Annotated in this window: 13 protein-coding genes and 1 pseudogene; 5 read left to right on the forward strand and 9 right to left on the reverse strand. The window is 72.8% G+C overall.

Annotated elements, in window-relative coordinates; all coding sequences use genetic code 11:
• Positions 1–11 precede the first annotated feature (11 nt).
• The 7 genes from OG226_RS11685 to OG226_RS11715 form a co-directional block, all read right to left on the reverse strand.
• Positions 12–1,268, reverse strand: a complete 1,257-nt coding sequence (locus tag OG226_RS11685) for a cytochrome P450 (protein WP_329348840.1) — start codon at positions 1,266–1,268, stop codon at positions 12–14.
• Positions 1,269–1,309: 41 nt separating this feature from the next.
• The gene (locus tag OG226_RS11690) at positions 1,310–2,083 is read right to left on the reverse strand and encodes an SDR family NAD(P)-dependent oxidoreductase (RefSeq protein ID WP_328677062.1); all 774 of its coding nucleotides are present in this window, start codon (positions 2,081–2,083) and stop codon (positions 1,310–1,312) included.
• Between the two features lie 98 nt (positions 2,084–2,181).
• Positions 2,182–3,198 carry a guanitoxin biosynthesis L-enduracididine beta-hydroxylase GntD gene (gene gntD, locus OG226_RS11695; protein ID WP_328677064.1) on the reverse strand — a complete coding sequence of 339 codons (1,017 nt, stop codon included), beginning with the start codon at positions 3,196–3,198 and terminating at the stop codon, positions 2,182–2,184.
• Positions 3,195–3,410, reverse strand: coding sequence for an MbtH family protein (locus OG226_RS11700; protein WP_328677066.1), 216 nt, complete (start codon positions 3,408–3,410; stop codon positions 3,195–3,197). Before OG226_RS11700 ends, gntD begins: the two co-directional genes overlap by 4 nt.
• Positions 3,411–3,624: 214 nt before the next feature.
• The gene (locus OG226_RS11705; protein WP_328677068.1) at positions 3,625–5,136 is read right to left on the reverse strand and encodes a condensation domain-containing protein; all 1,512 of its coding nucleotides are present in this window, start codon (positions 5,134–5,136) and stop codon (positions 3,625–3,627) included.
• Positions 5,133–11,594, reverse strand: a complete 6,462-nt coding sequence (locus OG226_RS11710) for a non-ribosomal peptide synthetase (RefSeq protein WP_329348841.1) — start codon at positions 11,592–11,594, stop codon at positions 5,133–5,135. The genes OG226_RS11705 and OG226_RS11710 overlap by 4 nt, the downstream gene beginning before the upstream one ends.
• The gene (locus tag OG226_RS11715; protein ID WP_329348842.1) at positions 11,591–17,944 is read right to left on the reverse strand and encodes a non-ribosomal peptide synthetase; all 6,354 of its coding nucleotides are present in this window, start codon (positions 17,942–17,944) and stop codon (positions 11,591–11,593) included. The genes OG226_RS11710 and OG226_RS11715 overlap by 4 nt, the downstream gene beginning before the upstream one ends.
• Before the next feature lie 393 nt (positions 17,945–18,337).
• Here OG226_RS11715 and OG226_RS11720 point away from each other — a divergent pair, with 393 nt between their 5' ends.
• The 3 genes from OG226_RS11720 to OG226_RS11730 all read left to right on the forward strand — a co-directional run bounded on the left by OG226_RS11720 (position 18,338) and on the right by OG226_RS11730 (position 21,395).
• Positions 18,338–19,960 carry an AMP-binding protein gene (locus OG226_RS11720; protein ID WP_329348843.1) on the forward strand — a complete coding sequence of 541 codons (1,623 nt, stop codon included), beginning with the start codon at positions 18,338–18,340 and terminating at the stop codon, positions 19,958–19,960.
• 357 nt (positions 19,961–20,317) lie between these two features.
• A complete protein-coding gene (locus OG226_RS11725; RefSeq protein WP_329348844.1) occupies positions 20,318–21,151 on the forward strand; it encodes a PIG-L family deacetylase in 834 nt (277 codons plus the stop codon).
• A gap of 85 nt (positions 21,152–21,236) precedes the next feature.
• Positions 21,237–21,395: a hypothetical protein gene (locus tag OG226_RS11730; protein ID WP_328677078.1), complete on the forward strand. Its 159-nt coding sequence runs from the start codon at positions 21,237–21,239 to the stop codon at positions 21,393–21,395.
• Between the two features lie 7 nt (positions 21,396–21,402).
• On the opposite strand, the gene OG226_RS11735 is transcribed toward OG226_RS11730, so the two are convergent.
• Positions 21,403–21,786 (reverse strand): winged helix-turn-helix transcriptional regulator, encoded by a 384-nt coding sequence (locus tag OG226_RS11735; protein WP_328677079.1) that lies wholly within the window; start codon positions 21,784–21,786, stop codon positions 21,403–21,405.
• 129 nt (positions 21,787–21,915) lie between these two features.
• Between OG226_RS11735 and OG226_RS11740 the strand changes: the two genes are divergently transcribed.
• Both OG226_RS11740 and OG226_RS11745 read left to right on the forward strand, forming a co-directional pair.
• Positions 21,916–22,863 carry an NADP-dependent oxidoreductase gene (locus OG226_RS11740; protein WP_328677081.1) on the forward strand — a complete coding sequence of 316 codons (948 nt, stop codon included), beginning with the start codon at positions 21,916–21,918 and terminating at the stop codon, positions 22,861–22,863.
• Positions 22,864–23,007: 144 nt separating this feature from the next.
• Positions 23,008–23,745, forward strand: coding sequence for a hypothetical protein (locus tag OG226_RS11745; RefSeq protein WP_328677083.1), 738 nt, complete (start codon positions 23,008–23,010; stop codon positions 23,743–23,745).
• Positions 23,746–24,171: 426 nt separating this feature from the next.
• Here the strand turns inward: OG226_RS11745 and OG226_RS11750 are convergent.
• Positions 24,172–24,358: pseudogene (locus OG226_RS11750) on the reverse strand (epoxide hydrolase); the annotation flags it as partial.
• Positions 24,359–24,395 lie beyond the last annotated feature (37 nt).

Genomic DNA, 24,395 nt, shown 5'->3' on the forward strand with positions numbered 1-24,395 from the left:
CCCGCCGTCACTCAGCCCGCGGCCGGTCCCGGGCCCGGTCGGCCCTCGGGCTCCAGCGAGACCGGCAGGGTGGCCAGACCGCTGAGGAAGCTGGAGAAGACCCGCTGCGGGGGCGCCGTCGCGACCGGCGTACGGACCAGGGCCCGCAGCGCCTCGAGAACCGCCGAGATCTCCTGCCGGGCCAGATGGGCCCCGATGCAGAAGTGCGCTCCGTGCGCGAAGGCCAGGTGCTTGTTGGGCGTCCTGGCCAGATCGAAGCGCTCGGGGTGGTCGAAGACGCGCTCGTCGTGGTTGGCGGAGACGTTCCACACGGTGACGACGTCCCCCTCCTCGATGAAGGCGTCCCCGAGGAAGCTGTCCTGGGTGGCGGTGCGCCCGCCGTGCAGGGCCGGAGTCGTCCACCGCAGCACCTCGTCCACCGCCGTGGCGGTGGACACCGCCCCGCTCTTGAGCAGCTCCCACTGGCGGGGGTGGGCGATCAGCGCCTCCAGGCCGCCGATCATGGCCAGCCGGGTTGTCTCGTGGCCGCCCATGATGATGCTGTAGCAGTTGAAGATGATCTCTTCGTGGCTCAGCGGCCGGCCGGCTACCTCCTGGGACACCAGCAGGCTGACGATGTCGTCGTACGGCTTGCTCCGCCGCGACTCCGCGAGTTCGGCGAAGTACAGCAGGAGTCCGTTGCGCGAGGTCCAGGTGGTCTCCGTGGTCGGCGCCCCGTCCGTCGAGGACAGCGCCGACGAGGTGAGCTCGATGATGTGTCCGCGGTCCGCGGCGGGGACACCGAGCAGGTCGCAGATGGCCGCGAGCGGGATGTGCGCGGCCACTTCGCCCGCGAAGTCGCACGTGCCGCGCTCCACCGCCTCCGCCAGCAGGCGCCAGGTGGAGCGGCGCACGCTCTCGACCACGATCTCCAGCGCGCGCGGCCCGAACGGCTTGTTGAGGACCGTGCGCAGCGCCGAGTGGTCGGGTCCGTCGGTGACGGCGAGCATCTTGCCCGCGGCCGAATCGCCGCCCGCCAGCAGGGTGTCGAGCACATTGCCCCGCTCGGAGGTGAACGCCTCCTTGTTCTTGTACACCGAGGCGACGTCGTCGTAGCGGGTCACGACCCAGAAGCCCGGGTGGCCCGCGGTCTCCGGCTGCCAGTACACCGGTTCCTCGGACCTGAGGTGCCGCCAGACGTCGGACAGGTCGTACTCGGCATGGACGCGGGGATCCGCGAGGTCCGTGCGCGGCAGGTCGCCCGGAGCGAGCCGGGGGCGATCGAACATCGTCGACTTCCTTAACTGGAGGGGGCCCGGGGCGCCGTGCCTCAGCCCTGGACCCCGTTGGTCAGGGCGTGCCCGGGGAAGAAGGCCGTGGTGGGGCCCGCGGTCTCGCCGCCGTCGACGACGAGTTCCTGCCCCGTGACGAAGGACGCCTCGGGCGAGGCGAGGTAGTGGAACGCGGCGGCGATCTCGCGGGGCGAGGCGTGTCGCCGGGCCGGGATGCGCTCGTTCACCTCGGCGAGCATCTCGTCGGTGTACTCGGCGCGCTGCATCGGTGTGAGCACGGCGCCGGGGGTGACGCAGGCGGTGCGGACCACCGGGCTCAGTTCCATCGCGAACGTCCGGCACAGCGAGGCGACCGCTGCCTTGGTGGCGTTGTAGTCGGCGTACAGCGGATAGCCGCGCAGTCCGTTCACGGAGGCCGTCGCGAGCAGGACGCCGTGCCCCTGGCGGACCATGTGCGGCGCGGCGTGGCGCCACATCGCGAGGACGCCCATGAAGTTGACGTCGATGGTGCGGCGCACGTCCTCCTCGGTGAGTTCGAGGACCCCGCGCCGGTTGCTGATGCCGGCGTTGGCGACGACCACGTCCAGGCCGCCGTGGGTGCGGTGGACCTCGTCGAGCGCGGCCCGTACGGCCGACCAGTCGGCGACGTCCACCTTCACCCAGGGGATCACGGCGGCGTCCGGCGCCGCCGGGTCCGGTCCGGTGGGCGGGTCGACGTCGAAGTTGACGACCCGGTCCCCGTCGGCGGCGAACCGTTCGGCGACCGCCTGTCCGATGCCGCTGGACGCACCGGAGACCACAATCACGCGCATCGCGGGAGAACCTTTCCGGAAGGAGGGCGGGGCGCCGGCCCCGGCCGGCGCCCCCTGGGAGATGTCACGGCACGGCGGGGCCGCCGGCCGTGTGCGGATCAGACGAGGACGCGGTGGCTGCCCTCGGTGAAGTCGCTCAGGCTGCGCCGCAGATCGCGGCTGACCGTGAGCTTCTTCAGCCAGCGGTCGGTCCCGTCGTAGCGGGCCCGGAACGGCCTGCGGCCGTGCACCGCGCGGTAGTTGTCGACGACCAGCAGGGTGCCGGGATCCACCACGACGTCCTGCTGGGCCGCCTCCAGCTCCGCCATCAGCCGGTCGAGGGCCGCCTCGGCCGCCGGGTCGTCCCCCAGGCAGCGCATGAACGGCCGGTCCAGGCGCAGATACGGGCTGACCGCGTCCCCGAAGAGCACCGCCACCGGCTCCGGGTGGCTCACCATGCGACGGGCCTTGGCCAGCGCCGGATGGTGCGGGTCACGCGCCTCCAGCTGAAGGATGTGCTCGTCGTCGGGGAAGATGTGGAAGCGCTTCTCCGACAGGATCCGCCGGTCCGCCTCGTCGAGCCGGACATCGCGTACGGAGGCGACGATGGTCGGTATCCGGTCCTGATTGCGCAGCCCCAGCAGGAGCAGGTAGTCGCAGCGCTGCGGATGGAAACCGTCCTCGGTGTGGAACTCCAGCAGGGCCGAACTCCCGTACCCGCTCTGGCGTTGCTCGTCCCCCGCCACCGGCAGGATGTTCTGCACCAGCCGGCCCCGCTGGAGCGTCGCCCAGCCGAACGGCTCGCCCAGCACCATGCCGCACAGGGCCAGGGAGAGTTCCTGGTCGCGCGTGCTCTTCCGGCCGATCGCCGAGTTCCAGTGGTCCGGGGTCGGTCCGATGTCCTGGACCGGGAACCCGTGCACCAGGCAGGCGGCCGACCGCTCGTCCCGGGCGAACTCCTGGAGGAAGCGGCGCAGTCCCGGCGGCAACTGCTCCGGGGCCCGCCACGCCTTCTCGTAGAACTCCGGCTCCGAGGGGTCGCCGGAGGTGTCCCGCAGCGAGTGGAGCAGCTGTTCCAGGGCCGCCACCTCGCCGGAGCCGAGGGTGTACTCGGCTGGTGTGTCGGTGACGGTCATCGGGCGGCCTCGGTCGCGGCGATGAGGCTCTTGGGCCGCATGTCCGTCCAGTTCCGCTCGATGTGGTCGACGCACTCCTGCCGCGAAGCCTCGGCGTGAACGACGTCCCAGCCCTCCGGCACCTCGACGAACGACGGCCACAGCGAGTGCTGGCCCTCGTCGTTGGCCACTACCAGGTACGTCGCGTCGGGATCGTCGAAAGGGTTTGCCACTGCTTGCTCCTCATGGTGGTGACCGGTTCCGGTCCTGTCGGGCGGTTGGTCCTGTGCGGCCCGGGTCGGGCCGCGGTCACTGCTCGCGCGCGGGCCGGCCGAGCAGGGTCTCGGCCATGTGGTCCGCCGCTTCCGTGTCCGTGGGGTGAGTGACACCTCACGGACACGAAGTTCTTGGTCCGTCCGCCGCCGGTTCGATGCGCGGCCGTCGGCGTCAGGGGGTGAGGGAGGCGGTCGCGACCGCCGGGCGCGCCCGGCGGTCGACCGCGGGTGGGTCCGGCGGACACGGCGCCGGGCGGGGGTCGTCCGCGCCGGAGCGGCCGGCGTGTGCGGCCAGGGCGGAGAGTGCGGCCACCCATGCCTCGGCGATGTCCCGGACGTCCTCCTCGGACATCAGCTGCGCGGCCCAGGTCCAGGTCGCCGACAGGCGGGGTCCGTCCGCGTGGTCCTCGATGACGGTGGTCACCTCAAGGGTGTGCCACAACGGCGTGCTGTCCCCGGTGCCGTCGATGACGGCGTCCTGCTCGACGGCGGGCCGCCACAGGCCGTCGTCCCCGGCCGTGGTGTCCCCGTCGCCCGGGACCGATGTGCGGCCGAGATGGGTGAACCCGATCTGCGGCCGGGGGTACCGGTCCGGTGCTACGGCGGTGTGCCGGGCCGGACGTCGTGGGCCGCCCCGGTCGGTGCCGTGCGCGGGCAGGTTCCGCAGCTGCTCGCCGACCCGTCGCACGGCCCCGGCGAGGGCCGGTCCCCCGGTGCTCGTCCCGGCCCGGTCGCCGAGGGCGGGGGCGATCCGGACGGGCCGCGGTGCGGTGAGCCAGCCGACCGTGCGCGAGACGTCCGGGGCGCCCGCGCCGTGTCGTCGGCAGCGGTCCGGCACATCCACCAGTACGGCGGTGTCCGCGCCGAGTTGCTGCTCGCGCCGCCACTGGGCGACGGCCAGCGCCAGCGCGGTCAGCAGCACGTCCTCCGGGTCCGCCAGGAACGTGTCCGCAACCACGGTCGACAGGTCCGCGCTGAGGTCGGCCGGCAACCGCCGGACGAGTGAGGCCGAGGTGGCCCGGGTGTCCCGGGCCGGATGCAGTGGGGCATCGCTCAGCGGCGGGTCGACCGTCGGCATTCCCTCGGGCGACGGCGGTTCGGCCGTCCGGGCCGGTTCGGCGACCGGCGGTCGGCAGTGCCCCGGCCAGGCGCCCAGCGGCGTGGGCACGGGTGCGAGCACGGGGGTGACGCCGTCGGCCGCGGCGCGCCACGCGTCCCCCAGGTCGGACAGCAGGATCCGCCAGGACGCGTCGTCCACCGCCAGTTGATGGATCGTCAGCAGCAGTCGTCCAGGGTGGTCGGCACCGGCGTCGAACCACACCACTCGCGCCAACACACCCGCTTCCGGGTCGAGTTCGGCCACCGAACGGGCGGACCGGACACGGACCGCAGCGCGCAGCGCCGGCCCGTCCAGGCCGCGCGCCTCGGTACGGTCGAGGAGGTCCGCCGCCCGCACCGCACCCGGATCACGTACGACGAGCGACCATCGGCCGTCCGTCCGCCGTGCCACCAGGCGCAGCGCGTCATGGTGGTCCACCAGCGCCTGGAGCGCGACCGTGAGGGCGTCGGCGCCGAGGCCCGCGGGGACCTTCAGCAGCCGCGACCGACCGAGCGTCCCGACCGGACCGCCGTGCGCGCGCAGCCAGTCGACCACCTGGGGGATCGGAACGTTCGTCGCGGTCACCTGGAGTCCCCCCAGTCCGCCGCGAACTCGTCCAGCTCGTCCTGGTCCAGCACGACCAGCGGGTCCTCGGACGTCATGGCCCCGGCCGGCACGGTCCCGGGTGGCTCCGCGTCGGGCAGGTCGGTGACGATCGCGGCCAGTTCGGCGACCGTCTTGTGCGTGAAGACATGCCGGGGGCTGAGGCCGAGGCCGATCTTCCGTGCCCGGGTGACCAGTTGGACGGAGATGATCGAGTCGCCGCCGAGGTCGAAGAAGCTGTCGTCGATGCCGACGCTCTCCACCGGGAGCACCTCGGCGAACAGGTCGCACAGCGACTTCTCCACCGCGCTGCGCGGCGCCCGGCTCTCGGCGCGCGAGCTGAACTCCGGCTCGGGCAGCGCGGCCCGGTCGAGCTTGCCGCCGGGGGTGACCGGCAGGGCGTCGAGAACGACGAAGGCGGCGGGGACCATGTAGTCGGGCAGGGCTGCCGCCGCGCGCTCACGCAGCCGCGCGAGGTCGGGCACGGCGTCCGTCGCCGCGACGAGGTAGGCCACGATCCGCTTCACGGCGTGCCCGTCCTCGCGGACGTGCACGACGACCTGGCCGACCGTGTCGTCGGCGGCGAGCACGGACTCGATCTCGCCCAGTTCGATGCGGAATCCGCGCACCTTGACCTGGTGGTCGACGCGCCCGAGGTACTCCAGCGAGCCGTCGGCCCGCCACCGTGCCACGTCGCCCGTGCGGTACATCCGGGTGCCCGGGGCGCCGAACGGGTCGGCGACGAACCGCTCGGCCGTCAGGGCGGGCCGGCCGAGGTAGCCGCGGGCGAGTCCGGCGCCCGCCACGCAGAGTTCACCGGGGACGCCGACGGGGACCGGCTGGAGCCCGTCGTCCAGGAGGTACACGCGGGCGTTGACGACCGGGGCGCCCATCGGCGGCGACCGGTGTCCGTGGAGCGGGTCGCTCATCGTGGCCATGACGGTGGCCTCGGTCGGGCCGTACGCGTTGACCATGACGCGCCCCGTGGACCAGCGGGCGACGAGGTCCGGCGCGCAGGCCTCACCGCCGACGACGAGCGTCACTCCCGGCGGCAGCCCGTCCTCGGGCATCGCGGCCAGCGACGAGGGCGGCAGCAGCAGACAGCTCACCTCGTGCTCGGCGACCGTCCGGGCCAGCTCCGGACCGGGCAGCAGCCGCTCGGCGGGCACGGTGACCGCGCAGGAACCGGTGAGCAGGGCGGTGCACAGCTCCCACACCGAGGCGTCGAAGCTGGGTGACGCGAACAACAGCACGCGTCCGCCGGGGCCGGCGCCGATCCGGTCCGCCTGGGTCGCCACCATGCTCGCCACCCCGGCGTGCGTGACGACGACGCCCTTGGGCCGGCCGGTGGAGCCGGAGGTGTAGATGACGTAGGCGGCCGAGGCCGGACGCAGCGGTCCGGTCCGGTCGGCGTCGGTGAGGTCGCCGCCCGGAGCGGCGGTCCACAGGTCCGGCGCGTCCACCAGCAGCAGCCTGTCCGGTGCCACGGGCAGGCCGGGGGCGGTCTCCCGGGTCGCCAGCACGAGGACGGGCCGGGAGTCGTCCAGCATGTACGCCACCCGGTCGGGCGGGTAGGAGGTGTCGACCGGCAGATAGGCCGCACCCGCCTTGAGTACGGCGAGGGTCGCCACCACCGACTCCGCCGAGCGCGGCACGGCGATCGCCACGCGTGCCTCGGGTCCCACGCCGTGCGAGACGAGGACGCGCGCCAACCGATTGGCGTGGTCGTCGAGTTGGGCGTAGGTCAGGGTGCGTTCGCCGGACTCGACCGCGAGGGCCTCGGGAGCGCGGCGGACCTGTTCCGCGAACAGGTCGGGAATGGTCGCCGCGGGCAGCTCGCGGCCGGTGTCGTTCCATTCGGTGAGGATGCGGGCGCGTTCGTCGGGGCCGAGCAGGTCGATCCCGCCGACCGGGGTCGAGGGGGCGGTGACGAACACGTCCAGCACGCGGCGCAGCCGGTCGAGCAGGGCCTGGGCGGTGTCACGGTCGAACAGGTCGCCGCGGTAGTTGAGTTCCAGGCTCGGCCGCTCGCCGGGCACCACCACGAGGCTCAGCGGGTAGTGCGTGGCCCCCGGCGCGGCCTCCTCGTCGAGGGTGATGCGCAGGCCGGGCACCTGTTCGCGGACGCTGTCGCGGTCCACCGGGGTGTTCTCGAACCCGACGACGGTGTCGAAGAGTTCACCGAGTCCGCACCAGCGCTGGACGTCGGCGAGCGGGACGTGCTGATGGCCGCTGAGCGCCGACCGGGTTCGCTGGAGGTGCTGGAGTTCGGCGGCCAGCGGGCGCGCGGGGTTCAGCCGTACCCGGACCGCGTTGGTGTTCATCAGCATGCCGACGATGTCCGCGGACCCGGGCAGCTCGGCCGGGCGGCCCGCGACGGTGGCGCCGAACACCACGTCGTGGCGTGAGGTGTGCCGGCCCAGGACCACGGCCCAGGCGCCCTGGATCACGGTGTTGAGGGTGAGGCCGAGCGAGCGGGCGCGGGTGGTCAGGGCCGCACCGGCCGCCTCGTCGAGACGGTGGGAGACCAGTTCGGGGATGCGGGCGGCGGCGGCGTCCGCGCCGGGGGCGACGAGCGTCGGCTCGTCCAGCCCGGCCATGACCTCCCGCCAGGCCCGCTCGGTGGCCTCGCGGTCCTGATCGCCGAGCCAGCCGAGGTAGTCGCGGTAGGGGGCGGCAGGCGGCAGGGCCGAGCCGTCGCCGCCGCGGGCGTACATCGCGAACAGGTCGCGGAAGAAAAGTGGCAACGACCAGCCGTCCAACACGATGTGATGGTGCGTCAGAAGCATCAGGTGGCGGTCCGCGGCCAGTCGTACGAGCGTCACGCGCACCAGGGGCGGACGGGTCAGGTCGAAGGGGCGTATCCGGTCCTCGGCCATCAGCGCGGTGACCCGCGCCCGCTGCTCGCCGGCGGCGAGGGCGCTGAGGTCGACCTCCTGCCAGGGCAGGGTGACGCTCTCGGACACGGCCTGCACCAGGCGCCCGGACCGGAGCCGGACGAATCCGGCACGGAGGTTGGGGTGGCGGTCCAGCAGTGCCGCGCACGCGGCACGCAGCACGGCCGGGGCCAGCTCGCCGGTGAGTTCCAGGGGGCGCTGGGTGTTGTAGACGTCGATGCCGTCCTCGGCGAGCACCGCGTGGAAGTGCATGCCCTCCTGGAGCGGGGTCAGCGGCAGTACGTCGGCGAGGCCGGGGCAGAGCCGGTCGAGTTCGGCGCGCTCGTCCCGGTCGGGGGTGAACAGCGGGCCGTCGTAGGACGGGGCCGGGACGGCGGTGTCGGACGACAGTTCCCGGGCGGCCTCGGCGAGCGCGGCGACGGTCCGGTGCGTGAACACGTCCTTCGGGGTGATCAGGAGTCCGGACTCGCGTGCTCTGGCGGCGAGTTGCATGGAGGTGATCGAGTCGCCGCCGAGGTCGAAGAAGCTGTCGTCGATGCCGACGTTCTCCGCGCCGAGCGCGTCGGCGTACAGGTCGCACAGGGCGCGCTCGCGCTCGGTGCGCGGCGGGCGGCTCGCGGTGGCGGCGGCGAACTCGGGCGCGGGCAGCGCCGCCCGGTCCAGCTTGCCGTTGTGCGTCAGCGGCAGCGCGGGCAGGGCGACCACCGCGGCCGGCACCATGTGGTCCGGCAGGACCGCCGCGGTCAGCGCCCGCAGCGCCACGGCGTCCACGTTCTCCCCGGCCACCGGTACGACGTAGGCGACCAGCCGCCGTACGCCGGGCCGGTCCTCGCGGACGACGACGGACGCCTGGTCCACGGTGGCGTCGGCGGCCAGCACGGACTCGATCTCGCCGGGTTCGATCCGGAAGCCGCGCACCTTGACCTGGTCGTCGGAGCGGCCGGCGAACGCCACCGTCCCGTCGGGCAGCCGGCGGCCGAGGTCGCCGGTGCGGTACATCCGGGCGCCCGGGGTGCCGAACGGGTCGGCGACGAACCGTTCGGCGGTCAGGCCGGAGCGGCCGAGATAGCCGCGGGCGAGCCCGGCGCCGGCCAGGTACAGCTCGCCCTCGACGCCGACCGGGACGGGCCGCATCCGCTCGTCGAGCAGATAGAGGCGGATGTTGTCCGCGGGCCGTCCGATCGTCGGCGCCGTCGCGTCCCCGACCCGGCACAGCATGGCGTCGACCGTGCACTCGGCCGGGCCGTAGAGGTTGTACACGGACAGGCCGGGGGTGGCGCGCAGTTCGGCCCAGAGGGTGTCGCCGACCGCCTCGCCGCCGAGCGCGAGCGTCCGCGGCCGGTGTCCCTCGCCGTCCAGGAGTCCGGCGGAGCGCAGTTGCCGGAAGAATCCGGGTGTGGTGTCGAGGACGTCGACGCGGTGGTGTGCCACGTAGGCGACGAGGGCCTGCGGGTCCTTGCGGGTGTCCTCGTCCACGAGGTGCAGTTCGTGCCCGGCGACCATCCACAGCAGCTGGCTCCAGGACGCGTCGAAGACCAGCGCGTTGGTGAGGGCCACCCGTAGCGGGCCGCCGCCGGCGGCCTCGGTCTCCGGGGTGAAGAAATGCGCGTGATGGCTGTGGAACATGTTGGCCAGCGCGCGGTGTTCGACGGCGACGCCCTTGGGGCGTCCGGTCGAACCGGAGGTGTAGATCACATAGGCGAGATGCGACGGCAGCAGCGGGCGCACCCGTTGGGTGTCGGTCAGGTCGGCCTCGTGCGCGCCGGGCCCGTCCGTGAGCGTCTCCTCGACGAGGAGCCTCGCGGGACCGCCGTCCGGCAGGTTCCGCGCGGAGGCCGCGTCGGTCAGGACGAGCCGGGGCCGTGCCTCCTCGAAGAGGGTGCTGATGCGCTCGGCCGGATACTCCAGGTCGACCGGGACGTAGGCCGCCCCGGACTTGAGGATGCCGAGGATGGCCACCACGCTGTCCGCGGTACGGGGCAGCGCCAGCGCCACCAGGTCGTCGGGGCCCGCCCCGTGCGCGGCCAGCCGGTGGGCGACGCGGTTGGCCCGCGCGTTGACCTCGGCGAAGGTGAGCCGGGTGGTGCCGCAGACGACGGCGGTCGCGGCGGGGTCGCGGCGGGCCCGGTCCTCGAAGAGCGCGGGCAGTGTGGTGACCGGGTGGCCGCGGGTGGTGTCGTTCCACTCCGTCAGGGTCCGCTCCAGCTCGGCCGGGGTGAGCAGCCCGATCCGGCCCACGGGGGTGTCCATCCCGGCGACGACCGTGCGCAGCAGATGCCGGAACCGGCCGAGGACCTCCTCGGCCCCGGTCCGGGTGAACAGATCCTGGCGGTAGTTGAGTTCGAGGCGCGTGCGTTCGCCGGGGTAGACGGCGAGACTCAGCGGGTAGTGGGTGCCCTCGGGAGTGTCGTCGACGCTCTCCTGGGCCAGCGAGATCCCGAGGCCGGGCAGGCCGCCCCGGGCCAGCGCCGGGTCGAGGGGGTAGTTCTCGAACGCGACGGTGGTGTCGAAGAGTTGGGTCATGCCGGTGGCGCGGTGGATGTCGGCGAGCCCGAGGTACTGGTAGCCGCTCAGTGCCGACTGCTGCTCCTGCACCCGTTCCAGCAGGGTGCCGACCGGTGTGGCCGGGTCGAGGAGGACCCGTACGGGCACGGTGTTGATGAGCAGGCCGACCATGCCCTCGACGCCCTCGACCTCCGGCGGCCGGCCGGCCACGGTCGCCCCGAAGACCACGTCGTCGCTGCCGGTCAGCAGTGCCAGGAGCAGCGCCCAGGCGCCCTGTACCAGGGTGTTGACGGTGAGGCCCCGGCGTCGCGCGGCGTCGGTGATGTCCGAGGTCTCCGCCTCGTCCAGGTCCGCACTCGCGCGCTGCTGGCGCCCGGCCCCGCTGTCGGAACCGGCACCGGGTGCGACCAGCGTGGGCTGCGTGAGCCCCGCGAGGGTGTCCCGCCAGGCGCGTTCCGCCTCCTCGCGGTCCTGGGCCTGGAGCCAGCCCAGGTAGTCGCTGAACGGGGCCACGGGCTCCAGCCCCGAGGCGTCCCCGCCCTGTGCGTAACCGCGGAACAGGTCGCGGACCACGATCGGCAACGACCAGCCGTCCAGCAGGATGTGATGGTTCGTCAGCACCAGAAGGTGCCGCTCGGCGCCGAGTCGCACCAGCGTGAAGCGGACCAGCGGGGGGCGCCGCATGTCGAAGCGCCGCTCCCTGTCCTCGGCGAGCAGCCGGCCCAGCCGGGCGCGCTGCTCCGTGGCACCGAAGGCGCTGAGGTCGGCCTCGGCCCAGTCGAGTTCCACCCGTGCCGCGACGGCCTGTACGGCTTCACCGGAGCGCCGTTGCAGGAATCCGGCGCGCAGGCTGGGGTGCCGTTCCAGGACGGCCGCGCACGCCGCCTTCAAGGCCGCCGTGTCGAGTGCGCCGGTCAGTTCGAAGGGCGCCTGCATGTTGTAGAAGTCGACGCCCTCGCTGTCGTAGAGGGAGTGGAAGAGCATGCCCTGCTGGAGCGGGGACAGCGGCAGAACGGCTTCCAGTGATCGCTGCTTCACTTCACGTCCCCCAATTGAGCTTCGAGCTCGTCGAGTTCGTCCTGTTCGAGGAGGACCAGCGGTCCTCTTGGCGCCACCGGTCCCGAGGAGCCGGGGGCGATGTCCCGGGCCGCTTCGGCGAGGGCCGCGACCGTGCGGTGGGTGAACACGTCGCGCGGCGTCACCGCCAGGCCGGCGGTACGGGCCCGGCCGGCCAGCCGGGTGGAGGCGATCGAGTCGCCCCCGAGGTCGAAGAAGCTGTCGTCGATGCCGACGCGGTCGAGGCCGAGCAGCTCGGCGAAGAGGGCGCACAGCAGTTCCTCACGCGCGTCCCGCGGCTCCCGGCTGTCCGCGGCACCCGTGAACTCGGGCTCCGGCAGGGCCTTTCGGTCCAGCTTCCCGTTGGGTGACAGGGGGATCCGCTCCAGCTCGACGAGAGCGGCCGGGACCATGTAGTCCGGCAGCGCGCCCGCCAGCCGGTCCCGCAGCGCGTCCGGGTCGAACTCCGCACCGGGCGCCGTGACCACGTAGCCGACGATCGTCGGTGTGCCGGGGCGGTCCTCACGGACGACCACGGCGGCACGGAGCACGGCGGGGTCCCTGCCGAGCACCGTCTCGATCTCCCCCGGCTCGATCCGGTGCCCCGCCACCTTGACCTGGTGGTCGACGCGTCCGCGGTACTCCAGCTCACCGTCGGGCCGGCGCACGGCGAGGTCGCCGGTGCGGTACATCCGGGTGCCGGGTGGGCCGAAGGGATCGGGGACGAACCGTTCGGCCGTCAGCGCGGGGCGGTTGACGTAGCCGCGGGTGACGCCGGTGCCCGCGATGTACAGCTCGCCCTCCACGCCGGCCGTCGTGGGCAGCAGACCGTCGTCGAGGACGTACGCCCGCAGGTTGGCGCCGGGCAGGCCGACGGGGACGGAGCCGGTGCCGCCGGGGCGGGCCCGTCGGCTGGTGGTGTAGACGGACACCTCGGTGGGGCCGTACAGGTTGTGCAGTTCGGCGTCGAGAGCGGCGTGGAAGCGGTCGGCGAGTCCGGCCGTGAGGGCCTCTCCGCCGCAGAACACCCGGCGCAGGCTCCGGCAGTCGCGTGCGCCGGGCTCCTGCAGGAAGAGTTCCAGTGTGGACGGCACGAACTGGGCGACGGTGACCTGCTCCCGCCGGATGACGGAGGCGAGGTAGCCCGGCCCGTGCAGGGTCTCGGGCTCCGCGATCACCACGGTGGCGCCGACGGCCAGCGGCCAGAAGATCTCCCACACCGACGGGTCGAAACTCATCGACGTGCGCTGGAGGACCCGGTCGCCGGGGCCGAGCGGGAACGCGTCCTGCTTCCAGCGCAGGTAGTTGGCGATGCCCTCGTGCGCGACCACGATGCCCTTGGGCCTGCCGGTGGAGCCGGAGGTGTGGATCACGTAGGCCGGGTGCAGGGGGTGGAGGCCGCCGACGGGTGCGAGCGGCTCCGTGTCCGCCGCGGTGTCCGTGAGGGTGCGGTAGGCGTCCTCGTCGATCAGGAAGACGGGGTCTGCGTCCTCCAGCATGTTGCGGACCCGCTCCTCGGGGTAGCCGGGGTCGACCGGCAGGTAGGCCGCGCCGGCCCGGAGCACCGCGTGCAGGGTGATCAGCAGCTCGGCGGAGCGCGGCAGCCGGACCGCGACCACCTGGCCGGGGCCGGCGCCCTTGGCGGCGAGGACGGCGGCCAACGCGCCCGCGGCGCGGTCGAGTTCGGCGTAGCTGAGCGTTCGTTCGCCGTGTACGACCGCCGGAGCCCCGGGGGTTCTGCGTACCTGTTCGGCGAAGAGCCGGGGCAGGGTGGCCGCGGGATACGGGCGGGCGGTGGCGTTCGGCCGCTCGACGGCCGCGTGGTGCTCGGCGGGGGTGAGCAGTTCGACGCGCCCCACGGGGGTCTCCGGCGCCGTCACGAACGTTTCGAAGACCCGCCTGACCCGGTCCACGATCGCGCGGATGTCGGCGGCGGCAAACACGTCGGTGCGGTAGGTGAGTTCGAGGCGCAGCCGGGAGCCGGGCACCACGATGAGGCTCAGCGGATAGTGCGTCGCCCCGGTCTGGTCGGCCTCCGCCTGGGTGATCCGCAGGCCGCCCGCGGCGTCCCGGATGCCCGCGCGGTCGATGGGGGCGTTCTCGAACACCGTGGTGGTGTCGAAGAGTTCGCCGTGTCCCGCGATCCGCCGGACGTCGGCGAGGCCCAGGTACTGGTGCGGGCCCAGTTCGGCCTGCTGCGCCTGGAGCCGGGCGAGCAGCGCCGCCAGTGGCTCACCGGGCCGGGTGCGTACCCGTACGGGGACGGTGTTCATCAGCAGGCCCACGATGTCCGCGACGCCGGGCAGGTGCGCGGGCCGGCCGGAGACGGTCGCCCCGAACAGCACGTCACGACGTCCGGTGAGTCCGCCGAGGACCATCGCCCAGGCGCCCTGGACCACGGTGTTGAGGGTGAGCCCGCGGTTGCGGGCCCCTTCCGTCAGCTTCCCGGTGAGTTCCGCGGACAGCTCGGCGACCGCGAGGCCGGGGAGCGTGGCCCCGGGCCGCGGCGGCGCGTCGGGCGCGACCAGCGTGGGCTGTTCGAGGCCGGCGAGCGCCTCGCGCCAGGCGTCCTCGGCCGCGCCGCGGTCCTGCCCGGCCAGCCAGTCCAGATAGGTCCCGAACGGGACCACCGCGGGCAGCGCGCCGTCGTCCCCCGCCGAGCGGTACAGCGCGAACAGGTCCCGCAGCACGAGCGGCAACGACCAGCCGTCGAACAGGATGTGATGGCTCGTCAGCACCAGGGTGTGCTGCTCGGGCGCGGTGCGGATCAGGGTGAAGCGCAGCAGCGGCGGACGTGCCATGTCGAACCGGCGCCGCTTGTCCTCGGCGAGCAGGCGGGCCGTCCTGGCGCGCCGCTCCTCCCCGTCGTAGCCGCTCAAGTCGGTTTCGGTGAAGGGCACTTCGACGTCCGCGAGCACGAGTTGCACGGGCCGGCCCGACGCCGTCTGGTCGAACCCGGCGCGCAGCGCGCCGTGTCGGCGCAGCAGCGCCTCGCAAGCGGTGCGCAGTCTCGCCGGGTCCAGCTCGCCGGCGATGCCGAAGGTCTTCTGGACGGTGTAGGCGTCCGCGCCGTCCTGGTCGAAGAGGGCGTGGAAGAGCATGCCCTCCTGGAGGGGCGTCAGCGGCAGTACGGCCTCGACATCGCTCGTGGTCCAACGGGCGCCGAGGTGCTGCAGTTCCTCGGGGCCGAGTTCGAGCGCCGCCGTCACGGGCGCGGGTGCGGCCGGCGCCGGTTCCCCGGCGGCCTCGGCCAGGGCCTGGGCGGTGCGGCCGGAGAAGATCTGCTGCGGGGTGAGCACGAGCCCCGCCTCTGCGGCCCGGGCGGCGAGGCGGATCGCGGTGATCGAGTCGCCGCCCAGGTCGAAGAAGTTGTCGTCGGGGCCGACCTCGGCGGCACCGAGGACCTCGGCGACGAGGGCGCACAGCAGCGTCTCGCGCCCGGTGCGCGGGGCCCGGCCGCCGGAGCCGCCGGTGACGACCGGCGCGGGCAGCGCGGCCCGGTCCAGCTTGCCGCTGGGGGTCCGGGGCAGTTCCGCCAGCTCGACGACGGCCGCGGGAACCATGTACTCGGGCAGCACGGAGGCGAGCGCCCGCCGCAGTCCGGCCGGGTCGAGGCCGTGGCCGGGAGCGGCGACCGCGTAGCCGACGAGCCGCCGCACGCCGGGGTGGTCCTCGCGCACCATCACCGTGGCCCGCGCGACGGACGGCTGGTCGGCGAGCGCCGCCTCGACCTCGCCCAACTCGATCCGGAATCCCCGCAGTTTGACCTGATGGTCGGACCGGCCCAGGTACTCCAGCTCGCCCTCGGCACTCCAGCGGGCGACATCCCCCGACCGGTACATGCGCGTTCCCGGCGGGCCGAAGGGGTTGGCGACGAACCGTTCCGCGGTGAGGTCCGGCCGGTTCACATAGCCCCGGGCCAGGCTCTGTCCGGCGATGTACAGCTCACCGGGTACGCCCGCCGGGACCGGCCGCAGCGCGTCGTCGAGCAGCAGGATCCGTGAGCCCAGGACCGGGCGGCCCATCGGCGGCACGGTCCGGCCGGTGAGCGGCCGGCTCATCGTCGCGATCACGGTGGCCTCGGTGGGCCCGTAGGCGTTGACCATCCGGCGCCCCGCCGACCAGCGTTCGACGAGACCGGGGGCGCATGCCTCCGCGCCGACCACGAGGGTGACGCCCGGGGGCAGACCGCCCTCGGGCATGACCGCCAGCGCGGACGGCGCGAGCAGCAGCAGACTCACGCCGGTCTCGGCCACCAGGTTCGCCAGCGCGGGGCCGGGCAGCAGCCGCGTCCGGTCCGCCACGACGGCGCAGGAACCGGTCAGCAGCGCGCTGCACAGCTCCCACACGGAGGCGTCGAAGCCGGGCGAGGCGAACAGCAGGACGCGTTCGGGCCTCCGCAGGCCCAGCGGTTCGGACTGGGCCGCCAGCAGGTTCGGCACACCGAGGTGCGGTACGACGACACCCTTGGGCACCCCGGTCGAGCCCGAGGTGTAGATGACGTAGGCGGCGTCCTCGGGGCGCGAGGGCCGGATGCGCTCGGCGTCCGTGAGGTCGCCGTCGTCGGCTGCGTCGAGCAGTCCGGGGGTGTCCACGGCGAGCGGCCGCACCCCGACGCCGTCCGGCAGCACGGTTCCGGTGACGGTCAGCACCGCCGTGGGCCGCGCGTCGCGCAGTACATGGGCGATCCGGTCGGCCGGGTAGGTGATGTCGACCGGCAGATAGGCGGCACCCGACTTCAGTACGGCGAGGAAGGCGACGACGGCGTCGACACAGCGCGGCATGGCCACGGCGACGAAGCGGTCCGGCCCGGCGCCGTGGGCGACCAGTACCCGCGCGAGGCGGTTGGCCCGCGCGTTGAGCTGGGCGTAGGTCAAGGTGGTGCCGGATTCCGCGCCGGACGCCGTCGGCCCGGCCGCCCGGTGGACCGCGGGGGCGGACGGTGCGGTGCGGACCTGCTCCTCGAAGAGCGCGGAGAGCGTGCCGGTGCGCGGCTGCGGGCCGGTGCCGTCCTCCGCGCGCAGCAGGCGCGCCCGCTCGTCGTCGGACGTCAGGGCGACGCGGCCGAGCGGCTGGTCGGCGTCGGCCGCCGCGAGCGCCCGCAGATAGGTGACGAAGCGCCGCTGATGGGCGTCGAGCTGCCGCTGTGTGTACCGGCCGGGGTTGGCCTCGAAGTCGACGAGCAGGATCTCGCCGCCGGGCCCCCGGCGGACGCTGATGTTGAGGTCGAGGACCGTGCCGCCGGGCAGGGGCCGGGGGTGGGTCGGATGTCCGCCGAAGCGCAGATCGCCGCGCAGGGGAAGGACGTTGACGACGATGCCGAAGAGCTGACCGTCGTCGCGTACGAGGTCCAGCTCGCGCCGCAACTCCTCGTACGGAAGGCTCTGGTGGACGAGCAGGTCGCCCAGTTCGCGGGCAACCTGGGTGAGCAGGTGGCCCCAGGTCCTCGCCGGGTCGACGCTGAGCTTCAGCGGGAGCTGGTTGGCGACCATGCCGGGCACGTTCTGGGTCCCCGGTCCGCGCCGGGCGGTCACCGGCACCCCGAGGGTGAGGTCGCGTACGCCGGTCATGCCGTGCAGATACGCGGCCACGGCGGCGATGACCGGGACGGTCCAGGGGGTGCGTGCGGCCCGCCCCGCGGTACGCAGGGCGGCCATGTCGGCCGCTGTCAGGGTGACCGTACGGGAGACGGGGCCCGCCGGCGGGGTGTCCACGGGGGTCTCGGAGAGGCTCACGGGCTCGGGCCGGCCGGCGAACCGTTCGGTCCAGTAGGCGCGGTCGCGGGTGTACTGCTCGGACTCCCGGTACGCCGTCTCGTCCGCGAGCAGCGCGGACAGGTGCCCGAGCGGGGCGCCCTCGGCGGGCTCCCCGCGTACGGCCGCCGCGTAGAGCTCGGCGACCCGCCGGGTGAGGGCGACGCCGCCGAACGCGTCGGTGAGGATGTGGTGGCAGCGCCGATACCAGAGGTACCGCTCCGCGCCCACTCTCAGCAGCGCGTCCCGTGACAGGTCGTCACGCAGCAGGTCCAGGGGTGTCCGGTGGTCACGGTTCATCCAGGCGAGCGCGGCGGCGTGCGGATCGGCCGTACCGGTGAGGTCGACGCTCTCCAGCGGGGGCGTGCCGGCCTCGGTGAGCCGCTGCCCGGGACCCTGCGGGCCGTCGGTCAGCCGGACGCCGTAACTGCCGCACTCCTCCTCGGCCCGCCGGATCGCCTCGCGCAGGTGGTTCGCGTCCACGGGACCGTGGATGTCCAGATAGTGGGCCGAGTTGAACGTGGTCGTCGCCGGGTCGAACCGCTGCGCGAACCACACCCCACGCTGAGCCGTGGTCAACGGGAACTCCCCGCTCCGTGCGCCCTGCGAATTCATGGGACTGCGACCGCCTTTCCCGACGAGTACGGGGTACTCGCTCCACCTGTGTCTCCGGTCCTGTCGATGCTGTCCGGCGGGCACCGGCGCGGGCCAGGAAGGCGACCGGCAATCGGCGTTGCTGGTCACCCGCGGCACACCCTCCGCGTATTGCCGGGTCCTTGCCTGGATCGGCGGTCCCGAGGACCGCATGATCGGACCGTCGAGATGCCCGGGGCGCCGTTTGATCCCCCGCGGCGGCGCCTCCCGAGAGCCGCTCCGGCGGGCGCCCGCCGCCCGCCGGAGCGGCTCGAATTCCGTTCCCCGCGCTCGACCGGGTCCTGACCAGTGCCACGACCTTCCCGAGGAGAGATCACGTTGAACGTCCCGGACAAGGCTCTTCTCCAGTGGCTCCAGCAGCCGTCCGCCGACCGGGGGCTGCATTTCGCCGGCGCCGGGGACAGCTGGGACTTCCACTCGTACGCGGATCTCGCGGAGCTGACGCTTCGCACGGCGGCGGCGCTGCGCGCGCACGGGCTGCGCACCGGCGAGGTGGTCGCCGTCGTCCAGCGTTCGAGCCCCGGTTTCACGGCGGGCCTGTTCGGCGCGATCGCCGCGGGCGCCACGGCGTGCTCGATCGCCCCGCCGTTCGCCTTCCAGCGCGCCGACGACTACGAGAAGCACGTCACGCATCTCTTCGGTACGGCCCGGCCCACCGTGACCCTCTGCGACCAGGACTCCATCGAGAAGGTACGCAAGATCGCGGCGAACCTCGGGCTGCCGGAGCCGGTGCTCTTCGACGGGTTCGTCGACGGCGTCCGCCCGGCCCAACAGCCTTTCCCCGCCGCGGAGTTCGCGCTCCTTCAGTTCACCTCGGGCTCCAGCGGCTTCTCCCGCGGCGTCCGGGTGACCGGCGCGGCGCTGCGCGCCAACGTGACCGCCATGCGGCGCTGGCTCGACTGGTCGCCCGAACTGCCGGGCATCGCCTGGCTGCCGGTCCACCACGACATGGGCCTCATCGGCTGCCTGCTGAACATCGTCACCACCGGCTGCGACGGCTGGATGCTCCAGCCGGAGGACTTCATCCGCTCCCCGCAGCGCTATCTGCGCTGCATCAGCGAGCAGCGCGTGGGCCTGGCCGCGATGCCGAACTTCGGCCTGGCGTACATCCTGCGACGGGTGCGGGCGGCGGACCTCGACGGGCTGCGCTTCGACTCGCTGCGCTCGATCATCCTGGGCGCGGAACGCATCGACCCCACGGTGCTGGAGAGGTTCGCCGCGCTGCTGGAACCGTACGGCTTCGACCGCCGGGCCCTGCTGCCCGCGTACGGGGGCGCCGAGGCGACGCTCGCCGTGACCGGGCTCCCGCTCGACGAGGGCTGGACGGCCCTGTCACCGGAACACAGCGGTGCGGCCTCCTCGGCGGGCGGCCGGATCGTGGGCTGCGGGCGTCCCCTCGACGGCATGACGGTCACCATCGTGGACGACGACGAACGACCGGTGCCGGACGGCGCGGTCGGCGAGATCGTGGTCAACGGCCCCTCGGTGGCGACCAGTTACGTCGGCGATCCGGGCTCCGCCTCCGGTACGAGCATCGAGGACGGCCTGCTGCGCACCGGCGACGCCGGTTTCCTCCACGACGGGCAGCTCTTCGTCGTCGGACGCCTCGGGGACGGCCTCAAGATGCACGGCCGGATGGTCTTCGCCGAGAGCCTGGAGGCCCAGCTGATCGAGCGGGGCATACCGGAACGCCGGGTCGCCGTACTGCTCGGCAACCGCGAGGGCACCCCGACGGCGACCGTGGTCCTGGAAGCGCCGAAGCCGGAGTGGTACGACCTGGCGGGCGCCGTCCTCCGCGAGTCCCTCACGGACACGGAACTGACGGCCGTCGCCGTCCCCCGCACCGGCATCGCCGTCACCTCCAGCGGCAAACCTCGGCGCCGCGTCATGTGGACGGCGCTGTGCGAGGGGTCGCTGGGGGGCACGGCCCGCAGCTTGTGAGGGGTTCATCGCCCCCGTAGTCCCCCGTCTCCCGTCGGGGTGCCGATGAGGTCATCCACGTCGAGGCTCAGCGGCCGGGTGACCAGGTCCAGGCGCTCTGGGGAGAATCTGGGGGTACGGGCGGCGCTGCGGAGAAGCGGGAGAATGGGCGGCGCTCCGGTCCGGCGGCCCGTACCGGGAACAGCCGGTCCGGTCGGCGCGGTTGCATGGAGCGAGGGCCGGTGTCGCACGGGCGGGGAACACGGAGAAGATCACAAGATCGTCCACCCCACCGGGATCCGGGCCTCAGGACGGCGGCAACGCCGCCGGACTCCTTTGACCAGGACGTATCCGTGCTCTCCGCAGGAGGAAAGTTTCATGACCGACCGGCCCTTGACGCTCATGGCAGTGCACGCCCACCCCGACGACGAGGCCACCAGCACCGGAGGGGTCCTCGCGCGGTATGCGGCGGAAGGCATCCGCACGGTGCTCGTGACCTGTACCGACGGCAGTTGCGGTGACGGACCGGGGGGTGTCAAGCCGGGCGATCCCGGCCACGATCCGGCGGCGGTCGCCCTCATGCGGCGTCAGGAACTTGAGGCGAGCTGTGGCGTCCTGAAGATCAGCGATCTGGAGATGCTGGACTATGCCGACTCCGGAATGATGGGCTGGCCGAGCAACGACGCCCCGGGATCCTTCTGGCAGACCCCCGTACAGGAAGGCGCGGCCCGGCTCGCGGACCTCATGCGGCAGTACCGGCCCGACGTGGTCGTCACCTATGACGAGAACGGTTTCTACGGCCATCCCGACCACATCCAGGCCCACCGCATCACGATGGCGGCGCTGGAGATGATCGAGCCGGCACCGAAGGTGTACTGGACGACGATGCCCCGCTCGGGGATGCGCCGGTTCGGCGAGATCATGCGCGAGTTCCACCCGGAGATGCCGGAGCCGGAGCCCGCCGAGGTCGCCGAGATGGCCAAGATGGGTCTCCCCGACGACGAGATCACCACCTGGGTGGACATCACCGCGTTCAGCGACCAGAAGTTCGACTCGCTGGCCGCACACGCCAGCCAGGGCGACAACATCTTCTTCCTCAAGCTGGGCAAGGAGAGGTTCAGCGACCTGATGGGCATCGAGACCTTCGTACGCGTCCAGGACACCACCGGCGCGGCCGTACCCGAGAAGGACCTCTTCGCCGGACTGCGCTGATCCACCGGCCCGCTCGACCGACCCGGGGAAGCGCATCGACCGCACGACGCGGACACGGGCGCGGACACGATCGAGCGGGTCACAGGTGGAAGTCAACGCCCGTACCGCCGAGTTGGCCCACGAGCGGGACGGGATGGGGGCGGCGTCCGGCGGTCCGGAACGGCTGCCACCAGCCCAGGAAGGAAACGTCCCCCGGCGGCAGATCGACGAACGCGCCGAGCGCCGCCGGGCCGATACCGGGTAGCGGAACCTCAGTCGCCAGGGGTGACGTGCTCGGGATCGGCGTCGTCGAGGGCGTCGAGCACCGCGTCGCCGTTCGCCCTCGCCCACTCGGTCAGCATGTGGATCGGGTCGATCAGTGTCGCGCCGAGCGGGGTGAGTTCGTACTCGACGCGGGGTGGCGCCTCGGCGTAGGCGTGGCGGTGGACGAGTCCGTGGGACTCCAGTCGACGGAGGGTCTGGGTGAGCACCTTGCGGGAGATGCCGCCGATCAGGTCGATCAACTCGCCATGGCGCACCGGGCCCTTGCTGAGGGCGTAGAGCACGACCGCCGTCCACTTGTCGGCGATGAGTTCGACCGTCAGACGCGCCGGGCAGTCGGCGAGATAGGGGTCGCCGGGACCGAAACCGCTCATGGCGCCAAGGTACCCGCTGAGGTACCTGCCGGTTCCTGTCGGAGACCTAGCCTGGGTGCTCTCCCTCCTTTCCGATCCAAAGCCAGGAGAGTCATGCCGGTAAGGCCAGTAGCTCCGGTCGCGCGAGTCATGCGCGTCATCACCCAGCAAACGCTCGGCGGTCCCGAGGTGCTCACCATCGTGGAGGCGCCCGAGCCCAGGGCCCTCCCGACCGAGGTCCTCGTCCGCGTCAAGGCGATCGGGCTGAACCCGTTGGAGGCCCGGCTGCGTGCCGGTGAGTTCCCGCTGCTCGGCCGGCCGCCGTTCGTCCTCGGCTGGGACATCAGCGGCGTGGTCGAACAGGCGCCGGGGACATGGCGGTTCAGGCCCGGTGACGAGGTGTTCGGGATGCCGCTGTTCCCGCAGGCGGCGAACGCGTACGCCGAGGTCGTGGCGGCGCCGGCGCTGCACCTGGCCCGCAAGCCGGCATCGCTCTCGCACGTCGAGGCGTCGGCGCTGCCGGTGGTCGGGCTGACGGCGTGGCAGGGACTCGTCGACCTCGGCGGCGTGAGCGAGGGCGACCGGGTCCTGGTCCACGGCGGCGGTGGCGGGGTCGGCCATGTCGCGATCCAGATCGCGAAGGCGCTCGGCGCGTATGTGGTCACGACCGCCGGCGGGAGCAAGCGGGAGTTCGTCGAGGGGCTCGGCGCCGACGAGGTGATCGACTACACGGCGGTCGACTTCGCCGACGCCGTCCGTGACATCGACCTCGTGCTCGACACGATCGGCGGCGACACCGTCGAGCGGTCTCTCGAAGTGCTGCGCCCCGGTGGTCACTTGGTGACGGCGGTCGCCGAGGAAGATCTGAAACTCATCGCCAGGTTCGAGGCCGCCGGCATGCGTTTCAGCGGCATCGCGGTCGACCCCGATCCGATCGCGCTGCGGGGTCTCGTCGGACTCGTCGAACAGGGCAGGCTCCGGGTTCACGTGCAGGAGACGTTCCCGTTCGAGCGCGTCGCCGACGCCCACCGACTGCTCGACGCCGGCCACCTCCAGGGCAAGCTCGTCCTCACCGTCCGAGGAACGCGGCTTTCCTGACGGGGTTGATCCCCCACCTCAGGCTCCGGGGCAGTTGGCCCGACAGCGCACGACGGAGGACGCGCGCCCCGCCCGCACTCCAACACTCCCTTACCGGTCGGACAAAGCGCTGATACTACGGACTCCTGCACGAGGGGGACGAAAGTGACACGCACCGGCACAGACTCCGACGACGGCACCACGGGCGACCAACCGCACGGTGAGGACGGCAAGACCGACAACAGGACCAGGATCGTGATCGCGTCCATCGGCGCACTGGCGGCCGTCGCCGCGGCAGCGGCCGGAGCCTGGTTCGCTCATGACGATGGCACCAAGGGGACACCGGCCGGCTCTTCGGTCTCCGCGCCCGTCTCCATACTCGTCTCGACACCCGCCTCCAGCGCGGCCGAAGACCCCTGCGATCTGCGACGGCTCGCCGACTCCTGGAATCAGCCGCCGTCGCAGCGCTACAACGAGACGCTCTTCGCGAACCACGACGCGCCTCGCGTCTACACCCAGGTGGGCGGCCCGGCAAGGAGCCCCGAGATCAGCGTCAAGGGGCAGATGAGTCTCAACATCCCGGCAGGCCAGGTCCTTTACCTCGTCACCCGGCCCGACCCCGACTCGAAGGACGAGTTCGGACACCCGGGCAACGGCCGTTTCTATCCGGGTACGCCCGTCAGCCCCACGTCCAGCGGGTGCTGGGAGGACGACAACCACTCGGTCGGCTACATCGGCGTCGAGGGAATCAGCGAGACCTATCTGCTCGTCCTCGTCGGTTCCGACCAGGCCGCGAAGTTCCCGGCCGACCGCAAGGCGAAGGACTGGGACGGATACAGCGCGGACGACTGGCGGGCGCTCACCAAGATCGACGTCATGAACTTCCATGTCTCAACGGCCTAAGGCCTGTCCGGCGGATCAGGTCGCAGGAAAGTGACAGTGCCTGATCAGCGCCGGTGAGCGGGATCTGGTGCGTCCAACGGCAAGGCGGAGGAGGGAGTCGACGCGGTGGGGGCACCTCCCGGCCGAAGGCCGGGGGACGTCGACGACCGACGACAACGCCGCTGGGGGTCCCCCCACGTCTTTAGGACAGTGGGGGAGGGCGTGCCAGACCCCGCGTCTGCGGCAGGATCCGCCGGACAGGTCCTAGTCCCGGAGGGGAGTTGCCACCCGTTCCGTTTCTTCCGGCGTTGCGGCAGCCGGGCGAGCATCCCCTGGCATGCGACGTGAGGATGTCCTCGCGCAGTTCGGGTGGGGCATCGGCCGGGATCGGCTCACCCGCGGTGAGGTCCCGGAAGCGGTCGCGCCGAAGCAGTCGAGGTCGCCGCGGGTGACGGGGGCGGACCACGCGAAGCCGGGCAGGGTCGGCACGACGACGTCGAACGCGTCGGCCGGGTCGCCCCCGTGGGCGACGGTCCGCCAGCGGGTCGATGAGCGGGGAGCTGAACTCGCCCGGCCACGGCCAGCCGTGCAGGATCAGCAGCGGGGGCGGGGTCGGACCCGTGCCGGGCTTGCGGAATCCGCAGCGGCCCGCCGCACCGAGGATCACGCTC

It is taken from the genome of Streptomyces sp. NBC_01261 (assembly GCF_036226385.1).
GTDB lineage: Bacteria > Actinomycetota > Actinomycetes > Streptomycetales > Streptomycetaceae > Streptomyces.

Excerpts from the sequence above, each read along its gene's own strand:
- OG226_RS11685 (WP_329348840.1), bottom strand. The coding sequence starts at position 1,268 with ATGTTCGATCGCCCCCGGCTCGCTCCGGGCGACCTGCCGCGCACGGAC.
- OG226_RS11690 (WP_328677062.1), bottom strand. The coding sequence starts at position 2,083 with ATGCGCGTGATTGTGGTCTCCGGTGCGTCCAGCGGCATCGGACAGGCG.
- OG226_RS11740 (WP_328677081.1), top strand. The coding sequence starts at position 21,916 with ATGCGCGTCATCACCCAGCAAACGCTCGGCGGTCCCGAGGTGCTCACC.
- OG226_RS11725 (WP_329348844.1), top strand. The coding sequence starts at position 20,318 with ATGACCGACCGGCCCTTGACGCTCATGGCAGTGCACGCCCACCCCGAC.
- gntD (WP_328677064.1), bottom strand. The coding sequence starts at position 3,198 with ATGACCGTCACCGACACACCAGCCGAGTACACCCTCGGCTCCGGCGAG.
- OG226_RS11735 (WP_328677079.1), bottom strand. The coding sequence starts at position 21,786 with ATGAGCGGTTTCGGTCCCGGCGACCCCTATCTCGCCGACTGCCCGGCG.